Below are 17,961 nucleotides of genomic sequence, written 5' to 3'. Positions count from 1 at the left end.
CGATGTCGTGTTCACTCAGGGCTGCAAACATCAATTCCCCCCGTTCTGTTCCGTATCCTGTGCCCGCCCATTTCCCGAGAGTTCGTCGCCGAGCAGTTCCAGCACGCTCCGTACGCTCTCTCTACGGATTTCCGCACGATCGCCGTTCAACCGCAACGCGGCCACTTTCCCGGCCCCGACGGGCCCCGCCACGGCCACGTAGACGGTGCCGACGGGCTGTCCGTCCTGCGGCTCGGGCCCGGCCACGCCGGTCGTCGCGACACCCCAGTCGGCGCCCAGCCGGAGGCGGGCACCGGCCGCCATCTGCAGCGCGACCTCGGGATCGACCGCTCCGCGCTCCGCCAGGAGGGTCCCGTCCACCTGCAGGAGATCCCGCTTGAGGGCCGTGGCGTACGCCGTGACGGACCCGCGGAACGACGCCGACGCCCCTGGTACGGAAGTGAGCTCCGCGGCCACCAGACCGCCCGTGAGGGACTCGGCGGCGGCGAGGGTCTGACCACGCTCCGCAAGCAGCCCCAGCACCCGGGCGGCCGTGCTCATCGCGCCGACCCCGCCGCCGGTCCCTTCGCGGACGTGTCGGAGACCTCAGGCACACCGGACGCCTCGTCCGCCGGCGCCCCGGCCGGCCCCGGCATCGCACCGGCGGCACTCGCCTGCGGAGACTCGACGACACCCTCCTGCGGGGCACCGGCGGCACCCGCTCCCGGAGCGTCCCCGGCGCGTTCCGCCGCGAGTCCGCGGCGCCTGAGGACGATCGCCTGTCGCACATAATCCAGACCGGTGACGACCGTCAGCACGACGGCCACCGTCATCACCCAGAAGCGCAACGTGGCAAGTGGACCGGTCAGCACCAGCACGTACATGCCGACCGCCGTCCCCTGCGCCAATGTCTTCATCTTGCCGCCGCGGCTGGCCGGAATCACCCCGTGCCGGATCACCCAGAACCGCATCAGCGTGATCCCGAGCTCCCGCGCGAGGATCACGGCCGTCACCCACCAGGGCAGGTCGCCGAGCGACGACAGACAGATCAGCCCGGCCGCCATGATCGCCTTGTCGGCGATCGGGTCGGCGATCTTCCCGAAGTCCGTGACCAGGTTGTACGTCCGCGCCAGATGGCCGTCGAAGACGTCCGTGATCATGGCGACGGCGAACGCGGCCCAGGCCCAGGCGCGCCAGGCCGGGTCGTGCCCGCCGTCCTGCAGGAGCAGCAGCACGAAGCCGGGCACGAGGACCAGGCGGATCATGGTGAGGATGTTGGCGATGTTCCAGAGGCTGGCCTGGTTGACGGCCGCCGAGCCCAGCTTGCCGCCGGGCGCGGGCCTACCGGTCCCGCCCGTCGCGGATGCCGGGGCTCCCGTCATCTGCCCGCCTCCTCGAAAAGACACTCGGCCACCAGGTCGACGCCTTCCGTTCCCACGACCTTCGCCACGACCATACGGCCGGGAGCCAGGTCCCGGCGCGCGGCGGAGTCCGCGGTGAGAACGACCTGGCCGTCCGTCTCGGGCGCCTGGTGGGCCGCGCGGCCCACGACGCCGTCCTCCTCGTCGATCGATTCGACGAGTACTTCCAGGGTCTCTCCGATCCGCTCCTCCGCACGCTGGGCGGTGAGGTCCTCGGCGAGCCGGGAGAGGTGGGCGAGCCGCTCGTCCACGACGTCCTGGTCGAGCTTCTGCTCGTAGGTGGCGGCTTCGGTGCCGTCCTCGTCGGAGTAGCCGAAGACGCCGATGGCGTCCAGCCGCGCGTGGGTGATGAAGCGTTCCAGCTCGGCGAAGTCCGCCTCGGTCTCGCCGGGGAAGCCGACGATGAAGTTGGACCGGGCACCGGCCAGCGGGGCCTTGCCGCGGATCGTCTCCAGAAGCTCCAGGAAGCGGTCCGTGTCGCCGAAGCGGCGCATGGCGCGCAGGACGGCCGGCGCACTGTGCTGGAAGGACAGGTCGAAGTACGGGACGACCTTCTCGGTCGAGGTGAGCACGTCGATCAGGCCGGGCCGCATCTCGGCGGGCTGGAGGTAGCTGACCCGGACCCGCTCGATGCCGTCGACGGCCGCGAGGTCGGGCAGCAGGCTCTCCAGTAGGCGGATGTCGCCGAGGTCCTTGCCGTACGAGGTGTTGTTCTCGGAGACCAGCATGATCTCCTTCACACCCTGCTCGGCGAGCCACCGCGTCTCGTTGAGGACGTCGGAGGGACGCCGCGAGACGAAGGAGCCGCGGAAGGACGGGATGGCGCAGAAGGAGCAGCGGCGGTCGCAGCCGGAGGCGAGCTTCACCGAGGCGACGGGGCTGGTGTCCAGCCGGCGCCGGAGCGGGGCGCGCGGCCCGGAGGCCGGGGCGAGGCCCTCGGGGAGGTCGGTCGGTACGTTCTCCGGCGCCTCGGCGGGGACGGCGCCATGGCCGGGGAGGGCCACCTCGGCGGCGGCCTGCTGGCGCTCCACCGGGGAGAGCGGGAGCAGCTTGCGGCGGTCGCGCGGGGTGTGGGCCTCGACACTGCCACCGCTGAGGATGGTCTGGAGGCGGTTGGAGATGTCGGAGTAGTCGTCGAAGCCGAGCACTCCGTCGGCCTCCGGCAGGGCCTCGGCGAGCTCCTTGCCGTACCGCTCGGCCATGCAGCCGACGGCGACGACGGCCTGGGTCTTGCCGTGATCCTTCAGATCATTGGCTTCGAGGAGGGCGTCGACGGAGTCCTTCTTGGCGGCCTCGACGAACCCACAGGTGTTGACGACGGCGACATCGGCGTCCTCGGCGTTCTCGACGAGCTCCCAGCCGTCCGCTGCCAAGCGGCCTGCGAGCTCCTCCGAGTCCACCTCGTTACGGGCGCAGCCAAGAGTGACAAGGGCGACGGTACGGCGTTCGGGCATGGGCTCAAGACTACTTCGTCCCGGCCGTACCCCCGCCGCGCAGGGTTCACCTGCGCGACGGCTGCGCGGAAGGTCACCCCGACTCGGGGGCGCCCTTGGTGTACGAGAGGCGCTCGACGGCGCCCGACTCGAACTTCTCTTCGATCTTCTTGCCGTTCACGAAGAGCTCGATCGGGCCGGCGTTGCCGAGGATCAGGTCGACGCGCTCGTCGTCCTGGAAGGTCTTGGACTCGCCCTCGAGGAGGAGCCCGTCGAAGAGGAGCTTGCCGTCGCTGGCCTTGGCGGAGATCCAGCTCTTGTCGTCGATCGCGGTCAGCTTGACCGTGACCTTGTCCTTCGGGACGGCCGCGATGGCGCTGGGCGCCGGCTTGGTCCCGGGGGTCTTGGTGGGCTTCGTGGTGGGGCTGGTGGTCTTCTTCTCCGGGGCCGGACCCTCGGCGACCGCGCCTGCGCCGCCCTGGGTGTCGTTCCCGCTGAACATGGTGAAGCCGACGAAACCGACGACGGCGACGATCGCGGCCACCATCGCCGCGGTCCAGTTGGGGCGCCGCGGCTCGGGACGGATTCGTTCCGCCTCGAAGAGCGGCGCCGCGGGGGTCGGCGCGGGCCGGCCGCCGTGCTCGGACTCGTACTGCTCGATCAGCGGCGCGGGATCGATGCCGACGGCGCGGGCGAGCGTGCGGATGTGCCCGCGGGCGTAGACATCGCCACCGCAGCGCGAGAAGTCGTCCTCCTCGATCGCGTGCACGATCGGGATGCGGACCCGCGTGGAGGCACTGACCTCGTCGACGGTGAGACCGGCGGCGATCCGGGCCTGCTGGAGTGCACGACCGATCGAATCCCGGTCGTCTGCCGGGGAGTTCCGGTCGTCTTCGGGGGATTCGGGGGAGTTGCCGATGGACACGAGAGCGCCTTTCGAGCGTGTAACCACCTGCTGGACGTTCAGTCTATGGGTGGTACGAAAGGGTGGGGCAACCGGGCGGACGCAGTTTGTACGCCATGAGGCTGGGACATCCTTCTGTCCCTCCCTCCAACTTGACGTACGACCAAGGGAAACGGTTGCCCTGGTTCCCTTACGAGTGAGTCTCGACCCGGTCTCGTTCCGGCGCGCGCCCGGACCCCGGCCCGACCGGCGGACTCCCCCGCCCGCCCCGTGTACCCCCGATCAGGCGTCGGACTCCCCGCGGATCACGGCCAGCACCCCGTCCAGCTCGTCCGGCTTGACGAGCACGTCCCTCGCCTTGGACCCCTCGCTCGGCCCGACGATGTTCCGCGACTCCATCAGGTCCATCAGCCGGCCGGCCTTGGCGAAGCCGACGCGCAGCTTGCGCTGGAGCATCGAGGTGGAGCCGAACTGGGTGGAGACGACCAGCTCGGCGGCCTGGCACAGCAGGTCGAGATCGTCGCCGATCTCCTCGTCGATCTCCTTCTTCTGCTTGGTGCCGACGGTGACGTCGTCCCGGAAGACCGGGGCCATCTGGTCCTTGCAGTGCTGGACGACGGTCGCGACCTCGGCCTCGGTGACGAAGGCGCCCTGCATGCGGACGGGCTTGTTCGCCCCCATCGGCAGGAACAGACCGTCACCCTTTCCGATGAGCTTCTCGGCTCCGGGCTGGTCGAGAATGACCCGGCTGTCGGCCAGCGACGAGGTCGCGAAGGCGAGCCGCGAGGGCACGTTCGCCTTGATCAGACCGGTGACGACGTCCACCGACGGACGCTGGGTGGCAAGCACCAGATGGATGCCGGCGGCGCGCGCCAACTGGGTGATGCGGACGATGGCGTCCTCTACGTCACGCGGGGCGACCATCATCAGGTCGGCCAGCTCGTCCACGATCACCAGCAGGTACGGGTAGGTCTTCAGCTCGCGCTCGCTGCCCTCGGGCAGCTTGACCTTGCCGTTGCGGATGGCCTCGTTGAAGTCGTCGATGTGCCGGAAGCCGAAGGCCGCCAGGTCGTCGTAGCGCAGGTCCATCTCGCGCACCACCCACTGCAGCGCCTCGGCGGCCCGCTTGGGGTTGGTGATGATCGGCGTGATCAGGTGCGGGATGCCCTCGTACGCGGTGAGCTCGACCCGCTTGGGGTCGACCAGCACCATCCGGACGTCCTCGGGGGTCGCCCTTATCATCACGGAGGTGATCAGGCAGTTGATGCACGAGGACTTTCCGGAGCCCGTGGCACCGGCGACCAGGATGTGCGGCATCTTCGCCAGGTTGGCCATCACATAGCCGCCCTCGACGTCCTTGCCGAGCGCCACCAGCATCGGATGGTCGTCGCCCGCCGCGTCCGCGAGCCGCAGCACGTCGCCGAGGTTGACCATCTCCCGGTCCGAGTTCGGGATCTCGATGCCGACCGCGGACTTGCCCGGGATCGGCGAGATGATCCGCACGTCCGGTGAGGCCACGGCGTACGCGATGTTCTTCGTGAGGGCCGTGATCTTCTCGACCTTCACGGCCGGGCCGAGCTCGACCTCGTACCGCGTGACCGTCGGACCCCGGGTGAAGCCGGTGACGGCCGCGTCGACCTTGAACTCGGTGAAGACGTTCGAGAGCGCGTCCACGACGGCGTCGTTCGCCGCGCTGCGGGTCTTGCCCGGCCCGCCGCGCTCCAGGAGGTCCATGGAGGGCAGCGCGTACGTGATGTCCCCGGAGAGCTGGAGCTGCTCCGCGCGGGGAGGCAGCTCGGTGTGCTCGGGGGCGGGCTTGGTGAGATCCGGTACGCCTCCGGGGACGCGGCCGGCCTTCGCGCCGCCGCGGGCGGACGGCACCGGCGCGGAGCCCGAGGCACCGGCGGCCTCCTCGGCCCCGTTCGCGGCCTCGGCTTCGGCGGCCTGGGCCGCGGCCGCCGTGGCGGCGACAGCGGCGGCGCGCTCCGCGGTGACGTCCCGGGTCAGGCCGGCGACCAGCGGAGAGGGCGGCATGCCGTTGAGCACCGCGCCGTCGAGCGCCGCCGCGGCCGCGGCGGCGACGTCCACGGCGTCCATGGGCCGGTCGAAGGCGGGCTGCGCCGCGGGACGGCGCGGGCGCCTGCGCCGGGTGAGCGCCTCCTCCTCCGCCTGGTCGACGTCGTACACCCGGTCCGGTCCGGGCGTGGTGCGCCGGCCGCGCGCGGCGGGCTGCGGCTCGGCCTCGCGCCAGTCCTCGTCGTACGCCTCCCCCTCGGCCTCGGGATCGTACGCCGGCTCGACCAGACCGAGCCTGGCGCCGAGCTGCCGCAGGCGCTGCGGGATGGCGTTGACGGGCGTGGCGGTGACCACGAGCAGACCGAAGACCGTGAGCAGCACCAGGAGCGGTACGGCGAGGACCTCGCCCATCATGAAGATCATCGGCTTGGACGCGGCCCAGCCGATGAGGCCGCCGGCGTCCTGCATGGCCTTGGTCCCCTCACCGCGGCCCGGGGAGCCGCAGGCGATGTGGACCTGTCCGAGGACGCCGATGACGAGGGCGGAGAGACCGATGACGATGCGGCCGTTGGCCTCCGGCTTCTCCGGATAGAGGATCAGCCGGACGCCCATGGCGCCGACGAGCAGCGGTACGAGCAGGTCGAGCCGGCCGAACGCTCCGGTGACGAGCATCTCGACGAGGTCGCCGACGGGGCCGCGCAGGTTGGACCAGGTCCCGGCGGCGACGATCAGCGCGACGCCGAGCAGCAGCAGCGCCAGACCGTCCTTGCGGTGGGCGGGGTCGAGGCCCTTGGCTCCGCGTCCTATGCCCCGGAACATCGCGCCCACTCCGTGAGCGAGGCCGAGCCAGAGCCCGCGTGCCAGCCGGTACACGCCTCCGGTCGGGGACGGCGCGGGCCTGGGCGCCGCCTTCTTGGCCGCGGTCTTCTTCGCGGGTGCGCGCTTCGCGGGCGGGGCTTTCTTCGCCGCGGTCTTCTTCACGGGGGGCTTGGCGGGCGACTTCGCGGGCGCCGCCTTCTTCGCGGCACCGCTCGTACGGCCGGCGCGCGGCTTCGCGGTGCCCGCCGTGCCCTGGGAACCCTTGCCGGACGTACGTGAGGCCATGGTGCTGAGGTTACCGGTGTGAGCCGTGTCGGACACGTGCCCGTCCGGGCTCACCCGTTCGTGTCGAACGTACAGGGGGCCGAAACTGACGCCCGCTCACCACGGGCGGTCGCGACGTGACGTCGTGTCAGCTCTGCGAGGGGAGAACGGGCGGGCCGCCCGCACCGGGCTCCAGGGCGTCCAGGGCCCGCCGCAGCCCGGTGAGCTTGCGCTCCAGGTGTGCGGCCGTGGCGACCGCGGCGGCGTCGGCCGAGTCGTCGTCGAGCTGCTTGGACAACGCCTCCGCCTGCTCCTCGACCGCCGCGAGACGGGCCGAGAGCTCGGCGAGCAGTCCGGCGGACTCCTTGGCGTGACCCCCGTGACCACCGCCCTCCAGCTGGAGCCGGAGGAGCGCGGCCTGCTCACGGAGCTGGCAGTTCTTCATGTACAGCTCGACGAAGACCGAGACCTTGGCGCGGAGCACCCATGGGTCGAACGGCTTGGAGATGTAGTCGACCGCCCCCGCCGCGTAACCCCGGAAGGTGTGGTGCGGGCCGTGGTTGATCGCGGTCAGGAAGATGATCGGGATGTCACGCGTCCGCTCCCGCCGCTTGATGTGCGCGGCGGTCTCGAATCCGTCCATTCCCGGCATCTGGACATCCAGCAGAATGACCGCGAAATCATCGGTCAGCAGCGCCTTGAGCGCTTCCTCCCCGGACGATGCCCGTACCAGCGTCTGATCGAGCGCGGAGAGAATGGCCTCCAGCGCCAGCAGATTCTCCGGCCGGTCATCGACCAGGAGGATCTTGGCCTTCTGCACCATGCCCCGTCCTCCTCGCCCCGGCAACGGCTCTCCCCGACTCGCCGAGCCGGGGGAAGCACCGGGCGCCGCCCCAGAAGACGACTCCCATGCGCCGTCCGTCCTTGTGCCGGTCATGGTAGCCGCACCCCGCCTGTCGCCACACCCTGTCACCACGATGTCACTGTGCACGTAGCAGAAACGTGGTGAGAGACCAGAAGGTTCCCCGCTTCCAGCCCTCTCACACGCCCGCGGCGACAGTCCGTCAACAACCCCCCGTTCCGTTTCCGCGCATCCACTCCTCCATCACGGACAGCAGGTGATCGGGGTCGACCGGCTTGGTGACGTAGTCGGAGGCACCCGACTCGATCGCCTTCTCCCGGTCGCCCTTCATCGCCTTGGCGGTGAGCGCGATGATCGGCAGTCCGGCGAACTGCGGCATCCGGCGGATCGCCGTCGTCGTCGCGTATCCGTCCATCTCCGGCATCATGATGTCCATCAGAACGACCGTCACGTCGTCGTGCTGCTCCAGCACCTCGATGCCCTCACGGCCGTTCTCCGCGTACAGCACCGCCAGGCCGTGCTGCTCCAGGACGCTGGTGAGCGCGAAGACGTTACGGATGTCGTCGTCCACGATCAGCACCTTCTCGCCGCCGAAGGTGAACGTGCGGCGCGGCTCGGACTCCACGCGGTCGTCCTCGGCCGCCTGCTCGGCCTGTGCCACCCGCCCGGGCTGCCCCGGCAGCGCCGGCCGCTCCTCGACACCGGCCTGGACCGCCTTGCGACGGTGCCGGAACAGCGCCCCGGCGCCGGAACGCAGGTCGGCCGCCATGGACGTCGGCGCGAAGCCCGACCCGGACTCGTCGACCGAGCCGTCCTCCAGGCCCGGCCGCGGCCCCATGGCGTCGGGCTCCCCCGCCCCGTAGCCGTGCGGCGGCAGCTCGACAGGGCTCAGCGGCAGGTAGAGCGTGAACGTCGAGCCGCGGCCCGGCTCGCTCACCGCGTAGATCTCGCCGCCGAGCAGCCGGGCGATCTCCCGGCTGATCGAGAGCCCCAGGCCCGTACCGCCGTACTTGCGGCTGGTCGTGCCGTCCGCCTGCTTGAACGCCTCGAAGATGACCCGCATCTTGCCCGCGGCGATCCCGATTCCGGTGTCCGTCACCGAGAAGGCGATCAGCTCGGCCTCCGGGTCGCGCAGCGAACCGGACTCCAGGAGCTGCTCGCGGATCGACTGCGGCACATCCGTCCCGGCGGGCCGGATGACCAGCTCCACCGCGCCGGAGTCGGTGAACTTCACCGCGTTGGAGAGCAGGTTGCGCAGCACCTGGAGCAGGCGCTGCTCGTCGGTGTGGAGCGTGGCGGGCAGCTCGGGCGAGACGCGGACCGAGAAGTCGAGCCCCTTCTCCGCCGTCAGCGGCCGGAACGTCGCCTCCACGTAGTCGACGAGCTGGACGAGCGCGATACGGGTGGGCGAGACGTCCATCTTGCCCGCCTCGACCTTGGACAGGTCGAGGATGTCGTTGATCAGCTGGAGCAGGTCGGAGCCCGCACCGTGGATGGTCTCGGCGAACTCGACCTGCTTGGGCGAGAGGTTGTGGTCCGCGTTGTCGGCGAGCAACTTGGCCAGAATCAGCAGCGAGTTGAGCGGGGTGCGCAGCTCGTGCGACATGTTCGCCAGGAACTCGGACTTGTACCGCATGGAGACGGCGAGCTGTTCGGCCCGCTCCTCCAGGACCTGCCGGGCCTCCTCGATCTCGGTGTTCTTCACCTCGATGTCCCGGTTCTGCCGGGCGAGCAGTTCGGCCTTCTCCTCCAGCTCGGCGTTGGAGCCCTGGAGCTCCTTCTGCCGGTGCTCCAGCTCCGCCGAGCGCTCGCGCAGCTGCTCGGTCAGCTCCTGCGACTGCTTCAGCAGCACCTCGGTCTTGGTGTTGACGCTGATGGTGTTGACGGTCGTCGCGATCAGCTCGGCCAGCTGGTTGAGGAAGTCCCGCTGGATCTGGGTGAACGGCTGGAAGGAGGCCAGCTCGATCACGCCGAGCACCTTCCCCTCGAAGAGGACGGGGAGCACGATCACATGCGCCGGGGCGGCCTCGCCGAGGCCGGAGGAGATCTTCAGATAGCCCGGCGGAACATTGACCTGAATCGTGCGCTTCTCCTCGGCCGCCGTCCCGATGAGCGTCTCGCCCGGGCGGAACGAGGTGGGCATGGAACCGGCGGAGTAGCCGTAACTGCCGCGCATCCGCAGCTCGTACGAGCCCTCCCCCTGGCTGCCCAGTTCGGGGCTGACCGTCGACGAACCGCTCGGCACGGCCACGAAGAAGGCGCCGTGCTGGGCGGAGACCACCGGGGTCAGCTCGCTCATGATGAGCGAGGCGACGTCGTCCAGATCGCGCCGGCCCTGCATCAGACCCGAGATACGGGCCAGGTTGCCCTTGAGCCAGTCCTGCTCCTCGTTGGCGAGGGTGGTGTCGCGCAGGTTGGCGATCATGGTGTTGATGTTGTCCTGGAGCGCCTGGATCTCGCCCGCGGCATCCACGCCGTCGATCTTCAGGTTCAGGTCGCCGCGGGTCACCGCGGTGGCCACGGCCGCGATCGCGCGCACCTGCCGGGTGAGGTTTCCGGCCATCTCGTTCACGGACTCGGTCAGGTCCCGCCAGGTGCCGTCGACGTCGCGGACCCGGGCCTGGCCGCCGAGCTGCCCGTCCGTACCCACCTCGCGGGCCACGCGCGTGACCTCCTCGGCGAAGTTGGACAGCTGGTCGACCATCGTGTTGATGGTGTTCTTCAGCTCCTGGATCTCGCCGCGCGCGTCGATGTCGATCTTCTTGGTGAGATCGCCCTTGGCGATGGCGGTGGTGACCGTGGCGATCTGACGCACCTGACCCGTCAGGTTCGACGCCATCGAGTTCACCGACTCGGTCAGGTCCTTCCAGGTACCGGAGACACCCGGGACCCTTGCCTGGCCGCCCAGTTCACCCTCCGTACCCACCTCGCGGGCGACTCGCGTCACCTCGTCCGCGAAGGACGACAGGGTCGTCACCATCGTGTTGACGGTGTCGGCGAGCTCGGCGACCTCGCCCCGCGCCTCGACCGTCACCTTCTTCGTCAGATCGCCGTTGGCGACCGCCGCCGAGACCCGGGAGATGTTCCGCACCTGACTCGTCAGGTTGTTGGCCATCAGGTTGACGTTGTCGCTGAGGTCCTTCCACGTTCCGGTGACCCCGCGCACCCGCGCCTGACCGCCGAGGATGCCCTCCGTACCCACCTCACGGGCGACTCGCGTCACCTCGTCCGCGAAGTTGGACAGCTGGTCGACCATCGTGTTGACGGTCGTCACCAGCTCCAGGATCTCGCCCTTGGCGTCGACGGTGATCTTCTTCGACAGATCGCCCTTGGCGACCGCGGTCGTGACCTCCGCGATGTTGCGCACCTGACTGGTCAGGTTGTTCGCCATGAAGTTCACGGACTGGGTGAGGTCCTTCCAGGTGCCGGAGACCCCCTGCACCTCGGCCTGACCGCCCAGGATGCCCTCCGTACCCACCTCACGGGCCACCCGCGTCACCTGCTCCGCGAAGCTGGAGAGCTGGTCGACCATGGTGTTGAGGGTGTTCTTCAGCTCCAGGATCTCGCCGCGCGCGTCCACGTCGATCTTCTGCGACAGGTCGCCGCGCGCCACCGCCGTCGCGACACCCGCGATGTTACGGACCTGGGCGGTGAGGTTCCCGGCCATGCCGTTCACCGAGTCGGTCAGATCGCGCCACACACCGGCGACGCCGGGCACCTGCGCCTGGCCCCCGAGCCGGCCGTCCGTACCCACCTCACGGGCCACCCGGGTCACCTGCTCCGCGAAGGCGGAGAGCTGGTCGACCATCGTGTTGATGGTGTTCTTCAGCTCCAGGATCTCGCCGCGCGCGTCCACGTCGATCTTCTGCGACAGGTCACCGCGCGCCACCGCCGTCGTCACCTGGGCGATCTGCCGCACCTGGGACGTCAGGTTGCCGGCCATGAAGTTGACGGAGTCGGTGAGCTCCTTCCACGTACCGGAGACGCCGTCGACCCGCGCCTGACCGCCGAGGCGGCCCTCCGTACCCACATCACGCGCCATGCGCGTCACCTGGTCGGCGAAGTTCGAGAGCTGGGACACCATCGTGTTGACGGTGTTCTTCAGCTCCAGCATCTCGCCGGCCACGTCGACGGTGACCTTCTGCGACAGGTCACCGTTGGCCACCGCCGTCGTCACCTGCGCGATGTCCCGCACCTGACCCGTCAGGTTCCGGAACGCCGTGTTCACCGAATCGGTGAGGTCCTTCCACGTGCCCGCCGCGCCGGGTACGTGCGCCTGACCGCCGAGCAGACCCTCGACACCGACCTCCCGCGCGACCCTCGTCACCTCGGAGCCGAAGGCGGACAGCTGGTCGACCATCGTGTTGACGGTGTTCTTCAGCTCCAGCATCTCGCCGGCCACGTCGACCGTGACCTTCTGCGACAGGTCACCGTTGGCCACCGCCGTCGTCACCTGCGCGATGTCCCGCACCTGCGTGGTGATGTTCCGGAAGACGGTGTTGACGGAGTCGGTCAGGTCCTTCCAGGTACCGGCCGCGCCGGGCACCTGCGCCTGTCCGCCGAGCACACCCTCGGCACCGACCTCGCTCGCCACCCGGGTCACCTCGTCGGCGAACGTCCGCAGCGTCTCGGTCATCTGGTTGATGGTGTCCGCGAGCTGCGCGACCTCGCCGCGCGCGCTGACGGTGACCTTCTGCGACAGATCGCCGTTGGCGACCGCCGTGGTCACCTCGGCGATACCCCTCACCTGATTGGTGAGGTTTCCTGCCATCGTGTTGACGGAGTCGGTGAGGTCCTTCCACACACCGCCGACCCCGGCGACCTCGGCCTGACCGCCCAGCTCGCCCTCCGTACCCACCTCGCGCGCGACCCGGGTCACCTCGGAGGAGAAGGAGGACAGCTGGTCCACCATCGTGTTGACGGTGTTCTTCAGCTCCAGCATCTCGCCGGCCACATGGACCGTGACCTTGTTGGACAGGTCGCCCCGGGCCACGGCCGTCGTCACGAGAGCAATGTCACGTACCTGCGCCGTCAGCCGGTACGCCATCGTGTTGACCGAATCCGTGAGGTCCTTCCACGAACCGGACATACCGCGCACCTGGGCCTGGCCACCCAGGATGCCCTCCGTACCGACCTCCAGTGCGACCCGCGTCACCTCGTCCGTGAACGCGGACAGCTGGTCGACCAGGTTGTTCACCGTACGGGCGACCTTCAGGAACTCTCCGCGCAGCGGACGTCCGTCAGGGCCCTCCGAACGCAGATCCATCCGCTGACCGAGGTCGCCCTCGGCCACCGCCGACAGGACCCGCCCCACCTCCGAGACCGGCCGCGTCATGTCGTCGACCAGCGCGTTCGCATGCTCGATCGCCGCCAGCCAGGCGCCCTCGCTGGGCCCCGCCTCCAGCCGCTCCGACAGCTTGCCCTCGCGCCCCACCATGCGCCTGACCCGCGACAACTCGCCGGTCAGATGCATCTGCCGGTCGGCGACCTCGTTGAAGACGGCACAGATCTCCGCCATCACCCCGTCGCCGGACACGGTCAGCCGCTTACGGAAGTTCCCGTCCCGCATCGAGACCAGGGCCGCGAGCAGCCGGTCCATGGCCGCCGCGTCCACCTGAACCGTCCCGCCGCTCCGGGGCCGTCCGCCCTTCGCGCGCGTAGTGCCACCGCCGCGCCGCGCCGCCGTGCCAGACTCCACCGTGTCCCTCCCGAAGGGGTTGACCGTTCTGCCCGGGCCGTCACCACAAGCCTGCCCAGTGTTTCACCGCTGGCGAACCTGGCGATAACAGTTCGGCAGCTTCGCATAGCGTCCCCACCCTCGGGGGACGGAAACAGCGGCGACCGGCATCCGCTCGGACAGCGAAGGTAAGTAACCTGGCATCCGGCTGTCCAACCGCCCCCGTCCGCCCGGCAGGGGCCGGGTGGCGCGAAACGACCACCGGGCAGCGGGAGGGACAGGACCGACCATGGCGGAGCCGGGCGTCGAGACGCGTACGAGGAGTTCTGTGATCACCGCGCGGGCGGCTGCCACCTTCGACCCCGTAGGGCGGTCCGTGGCGACCGCCCGGGCCTTCGTCCGGGACACCCTCCAGGGCTGGGGATACGCCGAGGTCGTCGACGACGCCGTCGTCCTCACCAGCGAACTCGTCACCAACGCCGTCATCCACGCTGGCACGGCGGCCGACGTCCTCTGCCTGCGGAGCGAGGACGGGATCCGGGTCGAGGTCGCCGACCGCTACCCCGAGCGGGAGATCCCCCTCCAGGGCGGACGCACCGTCGCCCACCCGGACCGCGAGAACGGCCGGGGCCTCCTCCTGTGCGCCGCCCTCGCCACCCGCTGGGGAGTCGAGTACACCCCGACGCACAAGCGTGTCTGGTTCCAGCTCGACCTCCCCGAACGCACGATCGGCACCCGCTCCGCGGGACCGGTCCTCCCCGACGCCCTCCTCCCGACCGCCGACAGCCGCGTCCGTGTCGCCGTCGCCCAGATCGACCGCGGCGGCGCCGTCACCGCCTGGAACGAGGACGCCGAGGAGCTCTTCGGCTACGCCGCCGAACAGGTCACCGGCAAGCCGCTCGGCGACCTCGCCGCCTGGCCCCACACCCCCGGCATCAGCACCGGCCTCGCCGAGGCCCTGCGCCTCTCCCGCTGGGAGGGCAGCTACGGCATCCGCTGCGCCGACGGCCGCGTCATCCCCGTCTACGCCTCCCACCTGCGCGTCCGCGACACCGCGGGCGAGCCCTCCACGGTCTGTCTGCTGGTACGGGAGTACGAACGGGCCATCCTCCAGACCCCGCACCGCCCCGCGGTCTCGGACCCCGGCGCCGAGAACCGGTCCACGGACCCCTTCGAGGTCTTCATCGGCTCCCCGGCCCCCGACGACCTCGACGGCCTCCTCCAGCGGACCGTCGAGCGCGCCCGCGACATGCTCGACGGCGACGCCGCCTTCCTCCTGCTCGCCACCGACGACGAGACCGAACTCGAGGTACGGGCGACCACCGGCCTCCCGTCGGCCCGCCAGCGGTTCGCCCGCGTCCCCGTCGAGACCGGCGCCAGCCGCTACGGCTCCGCCAGGATGCCGGCCGTCCACGAGGACCTGGCCGCCGTCCCCGGAGCCGTCCCCCTCCTCGAAGGCACCGGCATGCGCTCCGTCGTCACCGTGCCGCTCAAGGTGGAGGGCCGGCTCACCGGCTCCCTCGGCGTCGCCGCCGAAGGCTCCAACCGCTACTCCAACGAGGAGGCCCTGCGCCTCCAGTTCGCGGCCGACCGCATCGCGCTCGCCGTCGAGTCGGCACGCCTCGGCGAGCTCGAACGACTCCGCCGCGGCTCCCTCAGCTTCCTCGTCGAGGCCTCCGACCTGCTCGCCGGCACCCTCGACCGTGACCAGACCCTGGCCCTCATGGCCCAGATGACCGTGCCGACGCTCGCCACCTGGTGCGCCGTCTACACGATCGCCGACCAGGCCTCGGACCCGTACCTCTCCTACGTCCTGCACGAGGACGAGGACCGCATCGACGGCCTGAAGGCCCTCCTGTCCTCGATCGCCCCGCCGGACCCGGTGCCCACACTCGGCGCCCGCGTCTGGTCCGCGCCCGGCGAGGCCGCCCACCGGGCCGCGCTCTCCACCTCCATGCGCGAACTCGGCCACGGCAGCGGCCCGTTGTCCTCGGGCATCGACACCACACTCGCCACCGCCTCCGCAGTCGGCGGCGAGACAGTGGTCCTGCCGCTGGTCGCCCGCAACCGCGTCATCGGCATGCTGACCCTCGGCAAGCCCTCCGACGACCACTTCCGCCAGGAGATCCTGGAACTCGCCGAGGACCTCTCACGCCGAGCCGCCCTCGCCCTGGACAACGCCCGCCTCTACTCGGAGCGCATGGCGATCAGCCAGTCCCTCCAGCGCAGCCTGCTGCCGCCCGGCCTCCCCCAGATCGACGGCGTCGAGGTCGAGGTCATCTACCGGGCCGCCGGCGAGGGCAACGAGGTCGGCGGCGACTTCTACGACCTCTTCCCCATCCGCGACAACGCGTACGGCTTCGCCATCGGCGACGTCTGCGGCACGGGCCCGGAAGCGGCGGCCGTCACGGGTCTCGCCCGGCACGCCCTGCGCCTGCTGGCCCGCGAGGGCTTCGGCGGACCCGCCGTCCTGGAACGCCTCAACGCGGCCATCCTCGACGAGGGCGCCCGCAGCCGCTTCCTGACGCTGCTGTACGGCGAGATGTGGCCCCAGGAGGACGGCTCCGCGATTCTCAAGGTCGTCTGCGCCGGCCATCCGCTGCCGCTGCGCCTGCGGCAGGACGGCACGGTCGTCCCGGCCGCCGACCCCCAGCCGCTGCTCGGCGTCCTCGACGACCTGGAGCTGTACGAGCAGACCATCACCCTCGAACCGGGCGACGTCCTCCTCTGTGTCACCGACGGCGTCACCGAACGCCGCGAGGGCACGAGGATGCTCGGCGACGACGGCCTGATCGAAGTCCTCAAGACCTGTACGGGCCTGACGGCCGGCGCGGTCGCCGCCCGCATCCTGCGCGCGGTCGAGCGCTTCGCCCAGGAGCCCGCGTCGGACGACATGGCGATCCTGGCGATGCGCCTCCCGGAGCCCATCGACACCGACTGACGACAGGGTCTCCGGCCGCTCCCATCGCGCCCTCAGCCCTCCTCGACACCCACCGCGCCCTCAGCCCTCCTCGACGTCCCCGCGCCGGCGGAGCGCCCGTTCGGCGATCCCGCCGGCGAGCCTGTCCTTCACCGAACTGGCCCGGTCGAGGGTCTCGTTGCCGAGACTCCTGGCGGCACCGACACCCTTCGCCCCGGTCTCCAGCGCCTTGTCCCGCACCTCGGCCGCCGCGGCCGCCCATCGCCTGGTCTCCGACGGCCGACGACCGGACTCGATCCCGAGCCGCCCATGGAAGTCATGGACGCCGGTCACGACATGGTTGCTCGACTCGACCACGGCCGGGGACCTGCTCGGGTGCAACAGCACCTTCGCGTTGGCCTCGCCGGCAGCCGCGTTCATCCGGACCACCAGCCGCTCGGTGCTCCGCGAGATGAGATCCATACGGTTCTGCCGGGCGATCCGGATCCCGAGGCGATGCCGGTCCAGCTCGTCCGGAGCCGTGTCCAGCACCCGGTCGAGTTCGAGCACGGCGACCGCGTCCTGCAACTGGAAGCACCGGGCCAGGACGGCGAGCCACTCCTGAGCCTTGGACTCGGCTTCCTTGGCCGCCGCCGCGAGATCACCGATCTTGGCCTTGCGCTCCATCTTCTCCGCGAGCGCGTCGAGTTGACGCAACGCGTACCCCTGGGTCGCCGCGATCGTCCCCGGTGCGTCCTGCACCTTCGACCACGTGATCTCGGAGACCCGGCCCACCTGCTCCCGGATGGCCATGGCCTCCTCGATGACGAGCTCCACCCCGATCATCTTCGCCAGGGCCGCGTCCTTCTGGGCACGGAGCACGTCGTCGACCTTGGCGTCGATCGTGGCGAGGTAGTCGGTGATCTCGTCCATGGCCTGCTGCATGGCCAGCTGTGCCATGACCGCCGCGACATTCGCCAGAGCCGCCGGGTTGCCCCGAAGCGGGCCCGCCCCCTTCGCGAACTCGACGAACCCCTTGATCTGGCCCTTGTCGCCCTTCAGTACCCCGGTACTGAGCCCCGTCGGCGAACTCTCCCTCAGCCCGTACGTGTCGATGCGCCGGGCGGACTCCTTGGTCAGCTTCACCCAGCGACCCGAGCCGGCGGCGATGTCGGAACCCGCCTGGGCGGCCCCGGCCGCGTTACCGAAGGCGGATCGGAGCCGTCGCGACCCGAGGTCCTTCGACACCAGCCCTTCGGAGACGAGGAAGCGCTCGACCGCCGATTGATCTCCGATGACCGTCAGGCCGTCGCCGTCCCTGATCAGCTGGATCTCGTCATCCATGGTCGGCTCCTTCGCAACTCTTCCCACACGTGGGGTAGTTCGGGGCATGTCGGGACCTGGGCAGAAGTGACGCTACCCTCCTCGGCCCCCGAAGCCGACCGTGTTCTGTCACTCGGACAGAAACGAAAAAGGCCCCCGCCATGAGGCGGGGGCCTTTCTCTGTTTCACTGGAGCCCTTTAACGGAATCGAACCGTTGACCTTCTCCTTACCATGGAGACGCTCTACCGACTGAGCTAAAAGGGCGGGAGTTCGGCGGCGTCCTACTCTCCCACAGGGTCCCCCCTGCAGTACCATCGGCGCTGAAAGGCTTAGCTTCCGGGTTCGGAATGTAACCGGGCGTTT

Annotated in this window: 9 protein-coding genes, 1 tRNA gene and 1 rRNA gene; 1 reads left to right on the top strand and 10 read right to left on the bottom strand. The window is 70.2% G+C overall.

Annotated features, from left to right (window positions below):
- Positions 1-30 precede the first annotated feature (30 nt).
- The 7 genes from ACF1G2_RS28790 to ACF1G2_RS28760 form a co-directional block, all read right to left on the bottom strand.
- Complete coding sequence (locus tag ACF1G2_RS28790; protein ID WP_391801093.1) at positions 31-540, bottom strand: CinA family protein; 510 nt, start codon at positions 538-540, stop codon at positions 31-33.
- The gene (gene pgsA / locus ACF1G2_RS28785) at positions 537-1,361 is read right to left on the bottom strand and encodes a CDP-diacylglycerol--glycerol-3-phosphate 3-phosphatidyltransferase (RefSeq protein WP_391801092.1); all 825 of its coding nucleotides are present in this window, start codon (positions 1,359-1,361) and stop codon (positions 537-539) included. The genes ACF1G2_RS28790 and pgsA overlap by 4 nt, the downstream gene beginning before the upstream one ends.
- Positions 1,358-2,854, bottom strand: a complete 1,497-nt coding sequence (rimO, locus tag ACF1G2_RS28780) for a 30S ribosomal protein S12 methylthiotransferase RimO (protein ID WP_391801091.1) — start codon at positions 2,852-2,854, stop codon at positions 1,358-1,360. The genes pgsA and rimO overlap by 4 nt, the downstream gene beginning before the upstream one ends.
- Positions 2,855-2,927: 73 nt before the next feature.
- A complete protein-coding gene (locus tag ACF1G2_RS28775) occupies positions 2,928-3,758 on the bottom strand; it encodes a helix-turn-helix domain-containing protein (RefSeq protein WP_391801090.1) in 831 nt (276 codons plus the stop codon).
- A 261-nt stretch (positions 3,759-4,019) separates the two neighbouring features.
- Entirely contained in the window at positions 4,020-6,857 is a 2,838-nt protein-coding gene (locus ACF1G2_RS28770; RefSeq protein ID WP_391801089.1) for a DNA translocase FtsK, read from the bottom strand.
- A 127-nt stretch (positions 6,858-6,984) separates the two neighbouring features.
- Entirely contained in the window at positions 6,985-7,659 is a 675-nt protein-coding gene (locus ACF1G2_RS28765) for a response regulator (protein ID WP_352191990.1), read from the bottom strand.
- 241 nt (positions 7,660-7,900) lie between these two features.
- Positions 7,901-13,396: a HAMP domain-containing protein gene (locus ACF1G2_RS28760; protein ID WP_391801088.1), complete on the bottom strand. Its 5,496-nt coding sequence runs from the start codon at positions 13,394-13,396 to the stop codon at positions 7,901-7,903.
- 268 nt (positions 13,397-13,664) lie between these two features.
- Between ACF1G2_RS28760 and ACF1G2_RS28755 the strand changes: the two genes are divergently transcribed.
- Entirely contained in the window at positions 13,665-16,316 is a 2,652-nt protein-coding gene (locus ACF1G2_RS28755) for a SpoIIE family protein phosphatase (RefSeq protein ID WP_391801087.1), read from the top strand.
- 60 nt (positions 16,317-16,376) lie between these two features.
- Here ACF1G2_RS28755 and ACF1G2_RS28750 read toward each other — a convergent pair whose 3' ends face one another.
- From ACF1G2_RS28750 to rrf, 3 genes are all read right to left on the bottom strand, one after another.
- The gene (locus tag ACF1G2_RS28750) at positions 16,377-17,618 is read right to left on the bottom strand and encodes a hypothetical protein (RefSeq protein ID WP_391801086.1); all 1,242 of its coding nucleotides are present in this window, start codon (positions 17,616-17,618) and stop codon (positions 16,377-16,379) included.
- A 168-nt stretch (positions 17,619-17,786) separates the two neighbouring features.
- Positions 17,787-17,862, bottom strand: a tRNA-Thr gene (locus ACF1G2_RS28745).
- Between the two features lie 4 nt (positions 17,863-17,866).
- A 5S ribosomal RNA gene (gene rrf / locus ACF1G2_RS28740) occupies positions 17,867-17,961 on the bottom strand; the annotation flags it as partial.

It is taken from the genome of Streptomyces sp. NPDC013457 (genome assembly GCF_043089925.1).
In the GTDB taxonomy this organism is placed as follows: domain Bacteria; phylum Actinomycetota; class Actinomycetes; order Streptomycetales; family Streptomycetaceae; genus Streptomyces.
The sequence above is the reverse complement of the archived record's forward strand: the minus strand, read 5'-3'. Positions and strand labels throughout refer to the sequence as shown.